This window comes from Jatrophihabitans sp. sgz311053, from assembly GCF_056135305.1.
The window spans coordinates 263,178-279,172 of sequence record NZ_JBWAXP010000002.1 but is presented as its reverse complement, the minus strand read 5'-3'; the positions used below and the strand labels follow the sequence as shown (position 1 = coordinate 279,172).

Annotated in this window: 13 protein-coding genes; 5 read left to right on the top strand and 8 right to left on the bottom strand. The window is 69.4% G+C overall.

Annotated elements, in window-relative coordinates:
• Positions 1-26 precede the first annotated feature (26 nt).
• A complete protein-coding gene (locus tag AC0NZQ_RS10315; protein ID WP_474529727.1) occupies positions 27-776 on the top strand; it encodes a putative protein N(5)-glutamine methyltransferase in 750 nt (249 codons plus the stop codon).
• Here AC0NZQ_RS10315 and AC0NZQ_RS10310 read toward each other — a convergent pair.
• On the bottom strand, positions 769-1,719 hold the full coding sequence (locus AC0NZQ_RS10310; RefSeq protein ID WP_474529726.1) for a DNA polymerase domain-containing protein: 951 nt from the start codon (positions 1,717-1,719) through the stop codon (positions 769-771). The two genes, AC0NZQ_RS10315 and AC0NZQ_RS10310, sit on opposite strands and share 8 nt — an antisense overlap.
• Before the next feature lie 47 nt (positions 1,720-1,766).
• Between AC0NZQ_RS10310 and AC0NZQ_RS10305 the strand changes: the two genes are divergently transcribed.
• The gene (locus AC0NZQ_RS10305) at positions 1,767-2,747 is read left to right on the top strand and encodes an aldo/keto reductase (RefSeq protein WP_474529725.1); all 981 of its coding nucleotides are present in this window, start codon (positions 1,767-1,769) and stop codon (positions 2,745-2,747) included.
• A gap of 60 nt (positions 2,748-2,807) precedes the next feature.
• Here AC0NZQ_RS10305 and AC0NZQ_RS10300 read toward each other — a convergent pair whose 3' ends face one another.
• Positions 2,808-3,464, bottom strand: coding sequence for a DUF4232 domain-containing protein (locus tag AC0NZQ_RS10300; RefSeq protein WP_474529724.1), 657 nt, complete (start codon positions 3,462-3,464; stop codon positions 2,808-2,810).
• Between the two features lie 149 nt (positions 3,465-3,613).
• Positions 3,614-4,711, bottom strand: coding sequence for a nuclease-related domain-containing protein (locus tag AC0NZQ_RS10295; protein ID WP_474529723.1), 1,098 nt, complete (start codon positions 4,709-4,711; stop codon positions 3,614-3,616).
• 149 nt (positions 4,712-4,860) lie between these two features.
• Between AC0NZQ_RS10295 and ggt the strand changes: the two genes are divergently transcribed.
• Entirely contained in the window at positions 4,861-6,678 is a 1,818-nt protein-coding gene (gene ggt / locus AC0NZQ_RS10290) for a gamma-glutamyltransferase (RefSeq protein ID WP_474531365.1), read from the top strand.
• An 11-nt stretch (positions 6,679-6,689) separates the two neighbouring features.
• On the opposite strand, the gene AC0NZQ_RS10285 is transcribed toward ggt, so the two are convergent.
• From AC0NZQ_RS10285 to AC0NZQ_RS10265, 5 genes are all read right to left on the bottom strand, one after another.
• Positions 6,690-8,042 carry a GH1 family beta-glucosidase gene (locus tag AC0NZQ_RS10285; RefSeq protein WP_474529722.1) on the bottom strand — a complete coding sequence of 451 codons (1,353 nt, stop codon included), beginning with the start codon at positions 8,040-8,042 and terminating at the stop codon, positions 6,690-6,692.
• Positions 8,039-9,022 carry a carbohydrate ABC transporter permease gene (locus tag AC0NZQ_RS10280; protein WP_474529721.1) on the bottom strand — a complete coding sequence of 328 codons (984 nt, stop codon included), beginning with the start codon at positions 9,020-9,022 and terminating at the stop codon, positions 8,039-8,041. Before AC0NZQ_RS10280 ends, AC0NZQ_RS10285 begins: the two co-directional genes overlap by 4 nt.
• Positions 9,019-10,086: a carbohydrate ABC transporter permease gene (locus AC0NZQ_RS10275; protein WP_474529720.1), complete on the bottom strand. Its 1,068-nt coding sequence runs from the start codon at positions 10,084-10,086 to the stop codon at positions 9,019-9,021. The genes AC0NZQ_RS10280 and AC0NZQ_RS10275 overlap by 4 nt, the downstream gene beginning before the upstream one ends.
• A gap of 78 nt (positions 10,087-10,164) precedes the next feature.
• A complete protein-coding gene (locus AC0NZQ_RS10270; protein ID WP_474529719.1) occupies positions 10,165-11,463 on the bottom strand; it encodes an ABC transporter substrate-binding protein in 1,299 nt (432 codons plus the stop codon).
• Positions 11,464-11,613: 150 nt separating this feature from the next.
• Complete coding sequence (locus tag AC0NZQ_RS10265) at positions 11,614-12,639, bottom strand: LacI family DNA-binding transcriptional regulator (protein ID WP_474529718.1); 1,026 nt, start codon at positions 12,637-12,639, stop codon at positions 11,614-11,616.
• A 135-nt stretch (positions 12,640-12,774) separates the two neighbouring features.
• Between AC0NZQ_RS10265 and purU the strand changes: the two genes are divergently transcribed.
• Both purU and AC0NZQ_RS10255 read left to right on the top strand, forming a co-directional pair.
• On the top strand, positions 12,775-13,650 hold the full coding sequence (gene purU / locus AC0NZQ_RS10260) for a formyltetrahydrofolate deformylase (RefSeq protein WP_474529717.1): 876 nt from the start codon (positions 12,775-12,777) through the stop codon (positions 13,648-13,650).
• Positions 13,651-13,793: 143 nt separating this feature from the next.
• Positions 13,794-15,752, top strand: a complete 1,959-nt coding sequence (locus tag AC0NZQ_RS10255) for a S53 family peptidase (RefSeq protein ID WP_474529716.1) — start codon at positions 13,794-13,796, stop codon at positions 15,750-15,752.
• Positions 15,753-15,995: the final 243 nt, after the last annotated feature.

The window sequence follows — 15,995 nt, the reverse complement described above, 5'->3', positions numbered from 1 at the left end:
CTCTGGTGACAGTATCGATCAGTTCATTGACCACCCGCCTCCGTGCCGCCGGATGCGTCTTCGCCGAGGACGAGGCCGCCCTCCTACTCGAAGCGGCTCGTGGGGCCGACGACCTCGACCAACTGATCACCCGCCGCGAACAGGGCGAGCCTTTGGAGTACATCGTCGGCTTCGCCGAGTTCCTCGGTATGCGGATCCGGCTCAGCCCCGGCGTCTTCATCCCGCGGCGGCGTACCGAGGCCCTTGCGATCGAGACGCTGGAACGCCTTCGCGAGAGAGGCGAGAGATCCGTCGTGGTGGACCTCTGCTGCGGGTCCGGGGCACTCGGCACGGTCGTCGCACGTCGGAAACCCGGCGCCGAGGTCTATGCAGCCGACATCGACCCGGTGGCGGTGGCCTGTGCCCGCAGCAATCTCGACGACGTCTACGTCGCCGACCTCTTCGACGGCCTGCCCGACCGGCTGCGAGGGCGCATCGACGCCGTCATGGCCAACGTCCCGTACGTGCCGACCCGCGAACTGGACGCCATGCCCGTCGAGGCCCGTGAGCACGAACCCCGCGCCTCGCATGACGGCGGCAACGACGGTCACCACATCCTCCGGCGGGTGCTCGCCGACGCTCCCGACTGGATCCGTCCCGGCGGGGTCGTCCTCACTGAAATCGCCGCGGAGCAGATCGAGACGGCACGACGGGTCTTCCGCGACGCCGGCCTCGACCTTGAGATCGTCACGTCCGAGGAGCACGACGCGACGGTCGCGGTCGGCACGGTCAGCTAGATCGCTCCTCCCGCTTGCGCCGCAACCCCGCGTGCATCGCCTGGACCCGCGCGACCGGAATGCTCCGCCCGTGCTCGACGAGCTCGTCGGGAAGCCGCTGCGGACCGGGCATGGATTCCGCCCAGGGGTCGCCCCCGCCGAGCAGCGAGGGCGCGCTGTCGATCGTGTAGCGCTGCGGATCGGCGTCGGCGAGGTCGTCCCAGCTGAGGGGGAACGACACCGGCAGGCCGGGGCGCAGGCGCGGACTGTAGGCAGCCGCCACCGTCGCCCCGCCGGCACGGGTCGAGTCGAGGAACACCTTGCCCTGGCGCTCCTCGACGACGAAGGCGGTCGTGGCGAGCTCCGGGTCGAGCCGTTCGGCCCGGGCGGCGAGCGCCCGCGTCGCCGCAGCGGCGACATCACCGGGTACCGGCGAGATCGGCACGAAGATGTGCACACCCTTCGAGCCGCTCGTCTTCAGCGCTCCCCGCAGACCGTCGTCAGCCAGCGCCTGCTCGACGAGGCGAGCGGCGGCCACGACGGCACCGAAGTCCGCGTCGCCGGGCGGATCGATGTCCAGCACCAGGTGGGTCGCATGCTGTTCGTCAGCCGTCGTGAACAGCGCCGGATGGAACTCGACCGCCCGCTGATTGGCCAGCCACAGCAGCGTCCGGCGGTCGTCGCAGAGCGGATAGCGCACCGTGCGCTGGGAGCGCTCGGCCCAGTAGGAAGCACTGCGAATCCAGTCCGGTGCGTACTTCGGCAGATTCTTCTGCATGAACCCCGGTTGTCCCGGCCGCACCCTGATCACCGACAGCGGGCGGTAAGAGAGCACCGGCAACAGCCGTGACGACATCGCGTCCAGGTAGTCGACCAGCTGGCGCTTGGTGAACGCCTGACCGTCGACCAACGGCTGGTCGAGATGGGTCAGCCCGACGCCGTCACGCGTCTCGTCGGCGGCCACCTCCCCATCGTCGCAAGTTGTCGCACCCCGCGCCTAGGGTTGATCACATGGAACAGCGCACCGCATCGCGACTCGGCCGGGACGTGTCGGTCATCGGCCTCGGCACCTGGCAGCTCGGCGCCGACTGGGGCGAGGTGAGCGAAGCCGACGCGACAGCCGTCCTGCAGGCCGCCACCGATTCCGGCGTTACCGTCTTCGACACCGCCGACGTCTATGGCGACGGCCGCAGCGAGAAGCTGATCGGCGCCTTCACTCGCGACCGCGAGGACATCACCGTCTTCACCAAGATGGGCCGTCAGCAGGATCAGACGCTGGCCAACTACTCAGCTGACAACTTCCGCGCCTGGAACGACCGGTCCCGCGACTACCTCGGCGTCGACACGCTGGATCTCGTGCAGCTGCACTGTCCGCCGGACGAGGTCTTCGCCAGCGACGAGGTCTTCGACGTCCTCGACGGCTTCGTCACCGAGGGACGCATCGCGCGCTACGGCGTCAGTGTCGAGACCTGCGCCCAAGCCCTCACCGCGATCGCCCGCCCCAACGTGGCGAGCGTGCAGATCATCCTCAATGCCTTCCGGATGAAGCCCCTGGACGAGGTGCTTCCCGCCGCCGCCAACGCCGGCGTTGCCATCATCGCGCGAGTCCCGCTCGCCTCCGGTCTGCTGTCGGGCCGGTTCAGCCGCGAGACCACCTTCGGCGAGAACGACCACCGCAGCTACAACCGCAACGGCGAGGCCTTCGATGTCGGCGAAACCTTCGCGGGCGTGCCTTTCGAGGTCGGCGTCGATGCGGCACAGCGATTCGCCGGCATCGCCGAGGGCGTGGGTATCACCCCGGCGCAACTGGCCCTCCGATGGATCATCGACCAGCCCGGCGTCACCACGGTGATCCCCGGCGCCAGCTCCGTGGCGCAGGCTCGGTCCAACGCAGCCGCAGCGGAGGTCGCTCCCCTCGACGGCGACACCCTCGGCGCGATCAGGTCGCTCTACGACGAGTCGATCCGACCGCTGGTGCACCACCGCTGGTGATGCGCGCCCCTCTCCTCCCGCCGCGATCGGCGGGAGGAGCCGGCTGCGACGGCGCGAGCGTCAGTCGACGCGTACCGGGTGCACGTTGAACTGATGGCACTGCGGCCACCCGATCGTGAACGGCACCGGGGTGTCGGTGTTCGGCGGGGTGACCAGGATGCGCGGGTACTTCGGAGCGTCGCAGCCCGCCTGCGCCGCTCCGACCTCGCGGGTGCTCTTCCCTTCAAGGTAGGCGTAGGCCGAACCGCCTGGACGCAGCGTCACGGTCCGGACCCGCTCGATAGTGCCGCCGACCGGACCACCGACCGTCCGCTTGGCCTGCTGGATCTGGTGGTTGGAGCTGTCCTCGATCGCAGCCCCCGGATATCCGGTGAGGGTGCAGGTCGAGCTGGAGATGTTGGCGAAGGTCACACGCACGACGCGGTACTTGTCGAGGCCGACGTTCACCCCCTTCACGCTCGCGCGCAGCTGCGATTCCGCGCAGGGTCCACCGCTGCGCGGCGCGCTCGCCGTCTCCCCGCCCTGCGAGGACGAGCCGGACGTCGTCGGGGTCACCGTCGAGGTGATGGTCTTGGGCGAACTCGCCGCGGTCGTACCCGACGAGCTGGCCGAGGACGCGGACGACGAGGTCGGATCGGTCGAGCTGGAGCAGGCAGCGAGGCTGCCGACAGCGGCCAGCGTGGCGAAGCCCAGGGCGATGGTGTGGCTGCGGTTCATGATCGAAGTCCTCTCGTCGTGCGTCAGCCGACGTAGGCGGCCGGAGCGCCGATGTCGCGCTCACGAGAGGTTGACGTCAGTCCCGCCGAGTCCTGTTGCATTCACCCTGCCGGGTGCCAGGGTCGTCTCAGCTCGACCATCGCGGAACGTCAGAATGCGTCGCGCCGGACACGCTTGGGCTGCCACGTCGACAGGTGCCGGGCTACCTCGTACAGACCAGAGATTGCCGCCTCGTCGAGCAGGACGGGACGGGCACCGAGGTGCGCTGCGATCGCCTTGCGCGCCACGACGGAGACGGCTCCGTCGCGCGGTTGCTCCTTGATCGTGAGGCCCCCGTGCGCGCCGACGATCGCGACAACACCGTGGACCGGGACATCGAACCCCGCTGCCGCGCTGAGCAACGCCGCCGCCCGCCTGGCCTCGTGTCGGCTGTTGCGAACGTAGGGCTGGTGAAAACCGTTGACCGTGACGGTGTCGCCGGCGACCCACACCTTCGCCTGCGGGTGGTTCTTGGCGTTCACCGTGAAGACGCCGCCGGGGCCGATCACCACGTGGTCGATGTCGCTGCCCCGATCACCCACCGGGACCGCGTGGAGGATGCGCCATGCCGGCCCCAGCGCGCGAAGCCTTCGTGCGACCTCGGCCTCGCCGTCGGCTCCGATACGCCAGGCACGCTCATCGGTCTTCAGGCCGGCGATGCGGGAGAAGAAGGTCCGCACCGGCGCGGCATATCGCAGCTCGGTCGCCTGCTCCCTCGCTGCCTGGCCCGGCCGGTTGCCGGCCAGATCGACGTCGGCCAACCTGACGTCAGCCGCGGCGGGCCGCGGCGACGACCTCATGACAGCCGCGGCAGGCTGCGGCGACAACCTGACGTCAGCCGGGGAAGGCTGCGGTGCCGGCCTCACGTCAGCCGCGCAGGGCTGCGGCGACGACCTCACGTCAGCCGCGCAGGGCTTCGGCGACGACCTCACGTCAGCCGCGGCGGGCTGCGGCGACGACCGATCGGCCTCCGGCGCGCTGTGCTTCGGGACGTAGGCCGCCGCCCGCGCCTGCTCGAGCAGCTCTGCCGTGGCCTCGGTGACGATCGGCCGGTGCGACGGATCGTCGCAGTGGACGGCGCCGGTCTTGAGGTCGCAGTAGCCCAGCGCGCGGTCGCCCTGCCGCACGTACGCGCGGTCATGTCCGTACCGCCGCCACCGGGCCACGACGACAACGGCGGCGGCGAGCTCGCTCTGCTCAACGGACACGGGGCACCTCTTCGTTCGACGATCCCCCGCGGACCGGACTGTCCACAACAACCTAACACGGACCTTACCCATGGATCGGGGATGAATGCGGCTGATTCGGGCAAGACTCTGGCCAAGCACGACGGACAGGGGTGAGGTTGTTGCGCGTGATGCGACGGTGGGCGGCCGCCTGCGGCACCGGACTGATGGTGATCTCCGTTGCGGCCTCGCCCGCGGTCGCGGCGCCACCGCCGGAGGCGAAGCAGGCCGTGGCCGTCGGCTCCGGAGGCGCGGTGGCATCAGCCGATCTGGACGCCAGCCGCGCCGGCATCGCCGTCCTGCGCAGCGGCGGCAATGCCATCGACGCCGCCGTGGCCACCGCCAGTGCGCTCGGCGTCACGGAACCCTTCGTCGCCGGGCCAGGTGGGGGCGGCTACATGGTCATCTACCTGGCCAAGCAGCACCGCGTGGTGACCCTGGACGGCCGCGAGACCTGCCCGGCCGGCTGCACGTCCACCCGCTTCGTCGACCCCGCCACCGGGACCCCGCTCCCCTTCGAGCAGGCGCGCCGGTCCGGGTTGTCCGTCGGCGTCCCCGGCATGGTCGCCACCTGGGCGAAGGCCACCGCGCTCTACGGACGGCACTCGTTCGCCGCCAACCTCCGACCCGCCGCGCGACTCGCGCGGGACGGCTTCGTCGTCGACAACCAGTTCCGGCAGCAGACCGAGGCGTCGTTGCCCGCGCTGCGGTCGTTCACCAGCACCCGCAAGCTGTTCCTCACCGCGACGGGCGATCCGCTGCCGGACGGCAGCCGGCTGCGCAACCCCGACCTCGCGCGGACCTACGAGCGGCTGGCCGAGTACGGCCCGTCCTACCTCTACGACGGTCCGCTGGGACGCGACATCGCCCGCACCGTGAGGAACCCGCCCGTCGCCGCCGGGCAGAGCGAGTTCCCCATCCGCGCCGGCGACATGACGCTTCGCGACCTCGCGAAGTACCGCGTTCCGGTGCAGCGGCCAACGCACGTGAACTACCGCGGCCGCGACATCTACGGCATGGCCCCGTCGTCGTCCGGCGGTATCACGGTCGGCGAGGCGCTCAACATTCTCTCGCGCTTCCCGCTTGCCCGGCGCGACACCGCCGACGTCCTCTTCCGCTACCTGGAGGCGTCCCGCCTCGCCTTTGCCGACCGCAACGCCTACATCGGTGACTCCCGCTACGTGCGGGTGCCACAGCAGGCCCTGCTCGACCCGAAGTACGCGGCCACCCGGTCCTGCCTCATCAAGGACGCGGCCCTGGCTTCACCGGCTGCGCCGGGCAACCCGTACCGCCCCTACGGCGGTTGCGGAGCGACGGCCGCCGCGCCCGCCCCGGACAACGAGGGTCGAGAGACCAACCATCTCGTCACCGCCGACCGGTGGGGCAACGTCGTCAGCTACACCAACACGATCGAGCAGCTCGGCGGCAGCGGGATGGTCGTCCCCGGCCGCGGCTTCTTCCTCAACAACGAGCTGACCGACTTGACCTTCGCGCCGTCGACACCGGGTGCGTACGACCCGAACCTGCCGGCCGCCGGCAAGCGGCCGCGCTCGTCGATGTCGCCGACCATCGTGCTGCGCCACGGCAGGCTCGACTTCGCGCTCGGCTCCCCTGGTGGCGCCACGATCATCACCACGGTGCTGCAGATCCTGGTGAACCACCTGGACCTCGGCATGTCCCTGCCCGATGCGATCGCCGCGCCGCGCGCCTCGCAGCGCAATGCCGCCGCCACGGAGGCGGAGCCGGCGTTCTACGACAGCTCCGTCCGCGCCACCCTGCAGACGAGGTACGGCGAGAAGTTCACCGAACTCACCGGCACACCGCTGCCGCTGAAGTCCTGGATCGGTAACGCCACCGCGCTGCAGGCTCTCGGCCACGGCCGGTACCTCGCCGCTGCCGAACCCGTCCGGCAGGGCGGCGGCAGTGCCCTGGTCGTCGACCCACGCTGAGCACCGAGACGTTAGAGCTCGCGGCTCGCAATGATCCCCGCGTAGACCTCCGCCGAATGCTTCAGCCGGCGCTGCTGGGTGGCGTAGTCGACGTGGATCAAACCGAACCGCTGGCTGTATCCCCACGCCCACTCGAAGTTGTCCAGCAACGACCAGGCGAAGTAGCCGCGGACGTCAACCCCGGCGTCGACGGCGTCGAGGACGGCAGCCAGATGTGAGCGCAGGTAGTGAGCCCGGTCCACGTCGTGGACACCGTCCGGCCCGACCACGTCGGGGTAGGCCGCGCCGTTCTCGGTGACGACGAAGACGGTGCCCGGGTAGTCGGCGTCCAGGGTGCGCAGCAACTCGGTGAAGGTCTCGGGACGGACCGGCCACCCCATCCCCGTCACCGGAGCCGGTTCGGGCAGAACCCAGGCCCCCGGAACGCCGGGCCAGGCGTCAGCACCCGGACGCGGCGCGGCAGCCACGAGGTGGGGGTTGTAGTAGTTCACGCCGAGGAAGTCGATCGGAGCCCCGATCGCGCGCAGGTCACCGTCCCGGACGAAGCCCCAGTCGGTGATCGACTTCGTCCGCTCGACGAGCTCGGGGTTGAGCTCGGCCAGCAGCACCGGGTCGAGGAAGATCTGGTTCTGCGCCAGCTCTGCATCCCGCGCCGCCCTGCGGTCGGCCTCGGAGCCACTGGCCGGCCGGGTGTTGACGGTGTTCAGCGTGATCGAGACCTGGCGCTGTGCCGGCAGTGCCGCGCGCAGCGCGGGGACGGCCCGGCCGTGGGCCAGCAGCAGGTGGTGCGCGGTGAGGTAGGCGAGAACGTCGTCGCGCAGGCCCGGCGCGTGGACCCCGCTGGCATGGCCGAGGAAGGCCGCGCACCAGGGCTCGTTGAGGGTCGTGAAGACCTCGACCCGGTCGCCGAGCGCGTCGGCGACGATCGCGGCGTAGTCGGCGAAGCGCTCGCTCGTGTCCCGATTCGCCCAGCCGCCCCCGTCCTGCAACGCCTGCGGCAGGTCCCAGTGGTACAGCGTCACCACCGGACGGATGCCGCGCTCGACGATGGCGTCGACCAGTCGGGAGTAGAAGTCCACCCCTGGCTGGTTGACGGCACCGGCCCCGGTCGGCTGCACCCGCGACCAGGCGATCGAGAAGCGGTAGTCCTGCAACCCGAGCGACGCGGCCAGCTCGAGGTCCCCGGCGTAGCGGTGATAGTGATCGCAGGCCGTCGCGCCGGTGTCACCACCGAGGACGGCGCCCGGCGTCGCGCTGAAGGTGTCCCAGATGGACGGGCCGCGGCCGTCCTCGGCCACTGCCCCCTCGATCTGGTAGGCCGCGGTGGCGGCGCCGAGCCGGAACCCGTCGGGCAGCCGCCTCATCCCTTCACGCTGCCGGCGAGCAGGCCGCGGACGAAGAACCGCTGCAGCGAGAGGAAGACGATCAGGGGAATGACGATGGCGAGGAAGCCTGCGGGCGCGAGCAGCTCCTGGTGCGACCCGAAGTTCCCGGCGAGGTTCTGGATGCGTGCGGTCACCGGCTGCGACGACGCGTCCGAGCCGCCGAAGGTCTTGGCGACGAGCAGGTCGTTCCAGACCCAGAGGAACTGGAAGATGCCGAAGGAGGCGATGGCCGGCAGCGAGAGCGGCAGGACTATCGAGCGGAAGATGCGCAGATGGCTGGCGCCGTCGACGCGAGCCGCCTCCACCAGCTCCCCCGGCAGCTGCGCGATGAAGTTGTGCAGCAGGAAGACGGCGAGCGGCATCGAGAACATGGTGTGGGTCAGCCAGATCTCGGCCAGCGTCCCCTGCAGCCCGAAGCTGGGCAGGACGGTGACGCCGCCGATCTCGACGCCGGAGTTGAAGTACTTCTGCAGCGGCACCAGGGCCATCTGCAGCGGCACGACCTGCAGCGCGAAGATCGTGAAGAAGACGACGTCGCTGCCGCGGAAGCGGATCCACGCCAGCGCGTAGGCCGCCATCGAGGCCAGGATGATGGGGATGATCGTGGCCGGGATCGTGATGGCCAGTGAGTTCACCAGCGGCAGCGTCAGACCACCCTCGCCGGTGAGCACCGCGCCGTAGTTCGACAGCGTCGAGCTGCCGGGATCGCTGAACCACGTCCACCATCCGCTGCTGCCGACGTCGGCCTTGTCGCGGAACGAGTTGACGAAGAAGCCCACCAGCGGAACGGCCCACACCAGGGTGATGACGCAGATGATCAGCGAGGCGAAGGGGTGGCTGAAGGTGCGGCGGACGGCGCGGGTGGCCTCCGGCCCGGCGAGCCGCCCGTCTCCGGCGCTCTCGGGCAGCTGCGGCCCGGCGGCGTCCGACATGATCATCGGCGGGTTGGACGTGGTCATCGCAGAGCCCTCTCCCGGCGCATCTGCACCACGTTGTAGGCGACCAGCGGCACGACGCAGAGAAAGAGGATCACGGCGAGCGACGAGCCGCGTCCGGTCTGGTTCGTGACGAAGAGGTCGGTGTACATCTTGTTGGCCAGCACGTCGGTGTCGTTGTTGCCACCGGTGACGGTGAAGACGATGTCGAAGATCTTGAGTGCCGCGATGGTGACCGTGGTGGCGACCACGATCAGGGTGTTGCGGATCATCGGGATCTGGACCGTGCGGAAGAGTGTCATACCGTGCGCGCCGTCCAGCCGGGCCGCCTCGATGACCTCGTCCGGAATGGCCTTCAGCGCCGCGCCCAGGACCACCACGGCGAAGCCGACCTGGATCCAGACCAGGATGACCATGAGCAGGAAGGTGTTGAGCGTGGTGTCCAGCAGCCAGTTCGGCGGGTGCTGCCAGCCGAGGGAAATCGCGATCTTGCTCAAAAGTCCGGTCTGCGGGCCGGGTGTCCCGTCCTGCTCGAAGACCGGAGCGTCGTAGACCAGGGCCCAGATCAGCGACGCGCCGACGAAGGAGATGGCCGTCGGCATGAAGATGATCGTCTTGGCGACACCGGGCCGCCGCATGCGATCCATCAGCAGCGCCAGCAGCAGGCCGATCGCGACGGTCACCAGCGGCACGATCACCACCCACAGCACCGTGCGCAGCAGGGTGTGGAGCGTCTCGGAGTCGGTGAAGTCGAAGGTGTAGTTGTCCAGACCGACGAACTTCGTCTTGTACTCCACCAGCTTGCCGTCGACGAGTTTGAACTTCTGGCCGGCCGCCTGCTCGTTGGTGAAGCTGGTGTAGATCGTCTGGATCGCGGGGACGACGAGTCCCGCCAGCGAGAGGATCACGGCGGGCGCGACCAGGATCACGAGGGCCAGCGGACGCTCGAGACGTCCGGTGACCTTGCCGGCGACAGCGAAGATCGCGAGCAGGATCGCGACGAAGATCGCCACGGTGGTGACGACGCCGAAGAGCTTGCCGCCGGCCTGCGAGGCCGTGCTGGCGAGGATGACGGTGTGGGCGTGCATGGTGCCGTGTCTCCCGGTGTTCGGAGGGAACGGACGGTGGTGCGACCGGGCGCTGAGCACCCGGTCGCACCGTCGCCGTTACTTGGGCCAGGACGCGTCGATCTGCCGCGCGATCTCAGCCACCGAAGTCCCCTGCGAGAACCACTGAACCATCGCCTTCCACTCCGAACCCGCACCGACGGCAGCGGGCATCGCGTCCGAGGCGTCGAAGCGGAAGGTGGCGTCCGGGTCGGCCAGGTACTTCGCCGAGAGCTTGTCCACCGGGTCGGAGTAGAGGCTCTGATCGACCTTCGTGTTGGCCGAGACCCAGCCGGAGGCCACCTTGATGCGGCTGTTGGCCCACTCCGGGCTCGACAGGTAATTCTGGACGGCCTGCGTCGCACCGTCGTCGGAGAAGGCGGTGACGAACTCGCCGCCACCCTCGACCGGCGTCTTGACCGACGGGTTCACCGGCGGCAGGTAGAAGGCGAAGGCGTCACCGTCGGCGGAGACGGTCGTGCCCTTGGGCCACTGTGCCTTGTAGAAGGACGCCTGCTGCAGCATCGCGCACTTGTCCTTCAGGATCGGCAGGCCCGCGTTCTGGAACGTGGTGGTCGCGATGGACTGCACGCCGCCGTACCCGCCGTTGACCCACTTCGAGTTCTGCATGTAGCTCTTCACCACGTTCAGCGCCTGGATGATCTGCGGGTCACTGAATGTGATCTTGTGGCTGATCCACTGGTCGTAGACGTCGCCACCGTGGGAACCGAGGACGGCCTCCTCGAGCCAGTCGGTGGCCGGCCAGCCGCTCGCCGTCCCGGAGTTGATCCCGCCGCACCAGGGCTTGGCCCCGTTGTTGTCCTTGGCGATCTTGGCCGAGAGCGACATCAGCTCGGCCCAGGTCTTCGGCACCGTGTAGCTGTGTGCCTTGAAGTACTTCGGCGAGTACCAGACCAGCGACTTCATGTTCGCGCTCATGGGTGCGGCGTAGAACTGGCCGCCGACGCTGCCGTAGGTCTTCCAGACGGCGGGCCAGTTGTCCTCGTTCTTCACGGTCTGCGACGGCGGCTTCTTGACCTTGCCGGTCAGCACCATCTGCGTCAGGAGGCCGGGCTGCGGGATGACGGCCAGGTCGGGGGCGTTGCCGCCGTTGACCTTGACCGGCAGGTCGGACTCGAAGGTGTTCGAACCGGTGTACTTGATAGTGATGCCGGTGCAGCGCTGGAACGCGGCCCAGGACTTGTTCAGTGAGTCGGACTCCGGGCTCAGGATCGAGCCGAACATGGTCACCGTCTTGCCCTTGTGCCCCGCGTAGTCCTGGAACTGCGAGCACGAGCCGGTGAGCTTGGCGGGCTTCGACGACTCGTCGTCCCCGCCGCTGCTGGAACATGCCGCCACCAGTGCGACCGCGCTTGCCGTCGCGACGATCGTGCTCGCGACACCCCTTCGACGACTTGCCATTCGGACTCCCGTCTCCCGCGATGTAACCGGTTACATCGTCGCTGCGCGAGACTGTGGCATGGGTCACGCCGCAGGGGGAAGGGTTTGTTACCGGTTCGAAATGTTCGTGACGGTTGATCCGCGGACGCGCAGCGTTGTCGGGACGACCACGGCGTCTGCCGTCGAGCCCCGCATCTGGCTCATGAGCAGTTCGACGGCGAGGCTGCCGAGCCGGCGGACCGGCTGCTCCATGGTGGTGAGCTCGAAGATCTCGGCCAGATCGTGCCCGTCGAAGCCGACGACGGCGATCTCGCCGGCCCCCCGGTCGGAACCAGCCCGGACCCCGGCGCGGCGCATCGCATGCAGTGCGCCGTAGGCCATCTCGTCCGACATCGAGAAGACCGCCGTCGGCAGCGGGTCGCAGCCGAGGAGCTGGGTCATGGCGCGCGTGCCGCCGGCGACGGTGAACTCCCCGACCCGTCGCAGCGTTCGCGGGTGCGGCAACCGCCGTGCCCGCAGCACGTCCAGGTACCCGGCCAACCGGTCGTTCTCCGGGACGAAGGCAGTCGGCAGCGGCCGGCCGGTGATGAGACCGATGCGCTCGTGTCCGATGTCGACGAGGTGGCGCACCGCGTCGGCCGACGCCTGCCGATCGTCGATGGCGACACTGGTGATGCCCTCGACCTGCGCCCCCACCAGGACGAGCGGGATGCCGAGTGACGCGATGCCGGCCAGCTCGCGGCTCTCGCCCCCGAGGCCGATGACGATGGCACCGTCCACCCGCCGGCGCAGCCGGACGTGCGCCTCGGTCGCCGGCACCGTCCCGGCCGGTTCGTCGGTGGTGTGCAGCAGGAGGTCGAGGTCGTGCGGTGCCAGGGCTGCCTCGATGCCGGCGAAGAGCTCGGTGAAGTACCAGCGCCCGACGAAGGGCGTGACGATGCCGATCGTCCCCGATCGTCCCGTCGCCAGCCGCGACGCCGCCGGCGAGATCGCGTAGTCCAGCGACCGCGCCACGGCCAGCACGTGGTCGCGTGTCTTCCGGTCGACGTTGTCCATGCCGCGCAGTGCCCGTGACACCGTCGCCGTCGAGACCCCGGCCGCGCGCGCGATGTCCCGAATGGTCAGGTCCGCCACGAACCGTCGTCTCGTTCGTCGTCCGTCTCGGGCGCTGGCACGCTGATCGTCTATCACGAAACCGTCGCCGCGTGCGAGGGGCTCGACCGCTCCCACCGATCTGGTCACGGTCGGGGGTGCGAGACAGTAGACGCCATGACCTCGCTGTCGACGCCGAGTGCCGACCATGGACGGCTGCTCATCTCCTGCCCCGACCGGCACGGTGTGGTGGCTGCGGTGAGCGCGTTCCTGGCCGAGGCCGGCGCCAACATCGTCACGCTGGACCAGTACTCCAGCGCGCCCGAGGGCGGCGTCTTCTTCCAGCGGCTGGAGTTCCATCTCAGCGGCCTCGCCGCGGCGCGCGCGGAGCTCGAGCAGTCTTTTGCCGCCCGCGTGGGCGAGCCGTTCGAGATGACGTTCCGGCTGACCGAGGCGGCCAAGCCCAAGCGGGTGGCGATCCTGGTCTCCAAGACCGATCACTGCGTACTGGACCTGCTCTGGCGGCATCGGCGCGGCGAACTCGACATGGACGTCGCGATGGTAATCAGCAACCACCCCGATCTCGCCGACCAGGTCCGCACCTTCGGGGTGCCGTTCTTCCACGTCCCGGCGACCCGCGACATCCGCGAGCAGGCCGAACAGCGGATGCTCGACCTGCTCGTCGGCAACGTCGACCTGGTCGTCCTCGCCCGCTACATGCAGATCATCACGCCGGCATTCCTGGATCGGGTGGGCTGCCCGCTGATCAACATCCACCACTCGTTCCTGCCGGCCTTCATCGGCGCGAGCCCGTACGCGAAGGCCAAGGAGCGGGGCGTCAAGCTCATCGGCGCGACGGCGCACTACGTCACGGCCGACCTCGACGAGGGTCCGATCATCGAGCAGGACGTCGTCCGGGTCGACCATCGGCACACCGCGAGCGATCTCGCCCGCCTCGGCGCGGACGTCGAACGCGCGGTGCTCTCCCGCGCGGTCCGGTGGCACCTGGAGGACCGTGTCGCCCGGCACGGCGGCAGCACGATCGTCTTCTGAGCAGCGACGCCGCCCCAAGGCCCAGCAAGGTAAGAAACTGCTGTTTGCACGACATAGGGCAACACCTGGCGCGACCCCGGAGACGGACTTAGGTTTCGCAACGGCGCCATCCGCGCCACCGTCGCCTACCAGTCAGGAAACCCGTGACTCCCACCCAGCAGCGGCCCGGAACCGGCCGCCGTCTCCTCTCCGCCTCGGTCGGCCTCGCCACCGTCGCCGCGTTCTCCGTCACCGGGGCGAGCGCGGCGCACGCTGCGACGCCGCAGTCCTTCCCCGGCGCCAAGCCGGGGTGGGCCAAGACGTCCGCGGACGCCGGTGCCGCGCCGGCCGACACCACCGTCGAGGGCGAGATCCAGCTCGATCTGCGCAACGCCGCCGGCGCGACCGCGCTGGCCAAGGCCGTCTCCGACCCGGCCAGCAAGTCGTACCGCAAGTACGTCTCCGCGAAGAGCTGGATCGACCACTTCTCCCCCACCGCCGCCGACTACGCGCAGGTCGTGAAGTCGTTGAAGGCCTCGGGCATCACGGTGATCGCCACCCCCAAGAGCCGGCTCTTCGTCGTCTTCCGCGCACCCGCCGAGACGATGAACACCACCTTCCGCGCTGCGCTGCACCGCTACCACTACCGCGGTCACGTGCTCGTCGCGCCGTCGAAGGCTCCGTCCGTTCCGGCGAAGTTCGGCGACGCCGTCGGTGGCCTCGTCCTCGACCAGGGCAGCACCTTGACCCGGCCGAACATCGTCTCTCCGAACGCGGGCACCTCCGGCGCCGTGGCGAAGGCCGCTCCGGCTGACACGCAGCAGGCCTCGCTGCCGATCGCCTGCTCGGACTACTACGGGCAGAACCAGGTCGAGCTGCCGCCCGCGTACGGCAAGACGTCCATCCAGACCAACATCTGCGGCTACAACGGCCAGCAGCTGCGTGAGGCCACCGGCGTCCCGCAGGGCGCGGACGGCGCCGGGCAGACCGTCGCCATCATCGACGCCTACGCCTCGCCGTCCATCGTCTCGGACGTGAACCGGCTCTCGGTGAGCCGGGGCGAGCGTCCGCTCACCACGTACTCGCAGAAGGTGCCGTCCACGTTCTACGACGAGAAGGCGTGCGGTTACGCGAGCGGCTGGCAGGGCGAGCAGACCCTCGACGTGCAGGCCATTCACAACATCGCGCCCAAGGCCAACATCTTCTACGAGGGTGGCTTCAACTGCGACGCCGGCATCGACGTCGCCATGTCGGACATCCTCGACAACCAGCGCGCGAACATCATCAGCAACAGCTACGGCAACGCCGGCGAGCCGCCGCTCTACTCAGTCAAGGCCGAGGAGAACCAGCACCTGCAGGCCGTGGCCGAGGGCATCGGGCTCTACTACAGCTCCGGTGACGACGGCGACGAGACCATCAACGGCCTGCCCGCGCAGCCGGACTACTTCGCGACGTCCCCGTGGGTCACCGGCGTCGGCGGCAACACGCTCGGCATCGCCAAGAACGGCTCGGCCGCACTGCTGACCGGCTGGGGTTCGTCCCTCACGCCGATCCTGCAGGACACGACCACCAAGGAGCTGAGCTACGGCGCCGCCCTGCCGGGGACGTTCCGCTCCGGTGCCGGCGGTGGCCGCAGCAGCCTCTTCACCGAGCCCTGGTACCAGAGGGGTGTGGTCCCGGCGTCGCTCGCGGGCGGCTACCGCACTGCGCCGGACGTCTCCGCCGACGCCGACCCGTACACCGGCGAGGTCATCGGCATCTCGCCGATCGACGACGCCAACTACCCCAAGGTCGGTGCCTACACCGAGGAGACCTACGGCGGCACCTCGCTCGCCTCGCCGCTCTTCGCCGCCACCGTCGCCCTCGCCCAGCAGGCGACCGGCCAGCGGGTCGGGTTCCTGAACCCGACGCTGTACGCGAAGTACCGCAAGAGCTCCGCCGCGGTCCGTGACGCGCTGCCCGTCTCGGGCTCGACGTTCGCCTACACCTCGACGGTCTCGAAGCACTCGTTCCTGGTCACCAACGACCAGGACTCTTCGCTCGTCACGCGGCGCGGCTACGACGAGGTCACCGGCCTCGGCTCGCCCACCCTGGGGCAGCTGTCCCGGATCGTGCGGCGGTAGCTACCAGCTCGACATCCGACGGCCCGTCCACCGTGAGGTGGGCGGGCCGTTGGTGTCCCTGCCGCCTCTTTCTCGCCTCTGCCAGGTTCGCACTTTGCTGGCGTGCCACAGCTCGGCCGCCTCCGTGATCAACAGGTACTTCTGGCCGTTCTGGCGACCGGAGGTACCTGTTGATCACGGGTGTGGGTGAGGGGCCCGCACGGAAGCGCATGTCCATTGCACGAAATGTCGTCACGACGGCCT

Excerpts from the sequence above, each read along its gene's own strand:
- AC0NZQ_RS10275 (WP_474529720.1), bottom strand. The coding sequence starts at position 10,086 with ATGCACGCCCACACCGTCATCCTCGCCAGCACGGCCTCGCAGGCCGGC.
- ggt (WP_474531365.1), top strand. The coding sequence starts at position 4,861 with ATGCGACGGTGGGCGGCCGCCTGCGGCACCGGACTGATGGTGATCTCC.
- purU (WP_474529717.1), top strand. The coding sequence starts at position 12,775 with ATGACCTCGCTGTCGACGCCGAGTGCCGACCATGGACGGCTGCTCATC.
- AC0NZQ_RS10300 (WP_474529724.1), bottom strand. The coding sequence starts at position 3,464 with ATGAACCGCAGCCACACCATCGCCCTGGGCTTCGCCACGCTGGCCGCT.
- AC0NZQ_RS10285 (WP_474529722.1), bottom strand. The coding sequence starts at position 8,042 with ATGAGGCGGCTGCCCGACGGGTTCCGGCTCGGCGCCGCCACCGCGGCC.
- AC0NZQ_RS10280 (WP_474529721.1), bottom strand. The coding sequence starts at position 9,022 with ATGACCACGTCCAACCCGCCGATGATCATGTCGGACGCCGCCGGGCCG.
- AC0NZQ_RS10305 (WP_474529725.1), top strand. The coding sequence starts at position 1,767 with ATGGAACAGCGCACCGCATCGCGACTCGGCCGGGACGTGTCGGTCATC.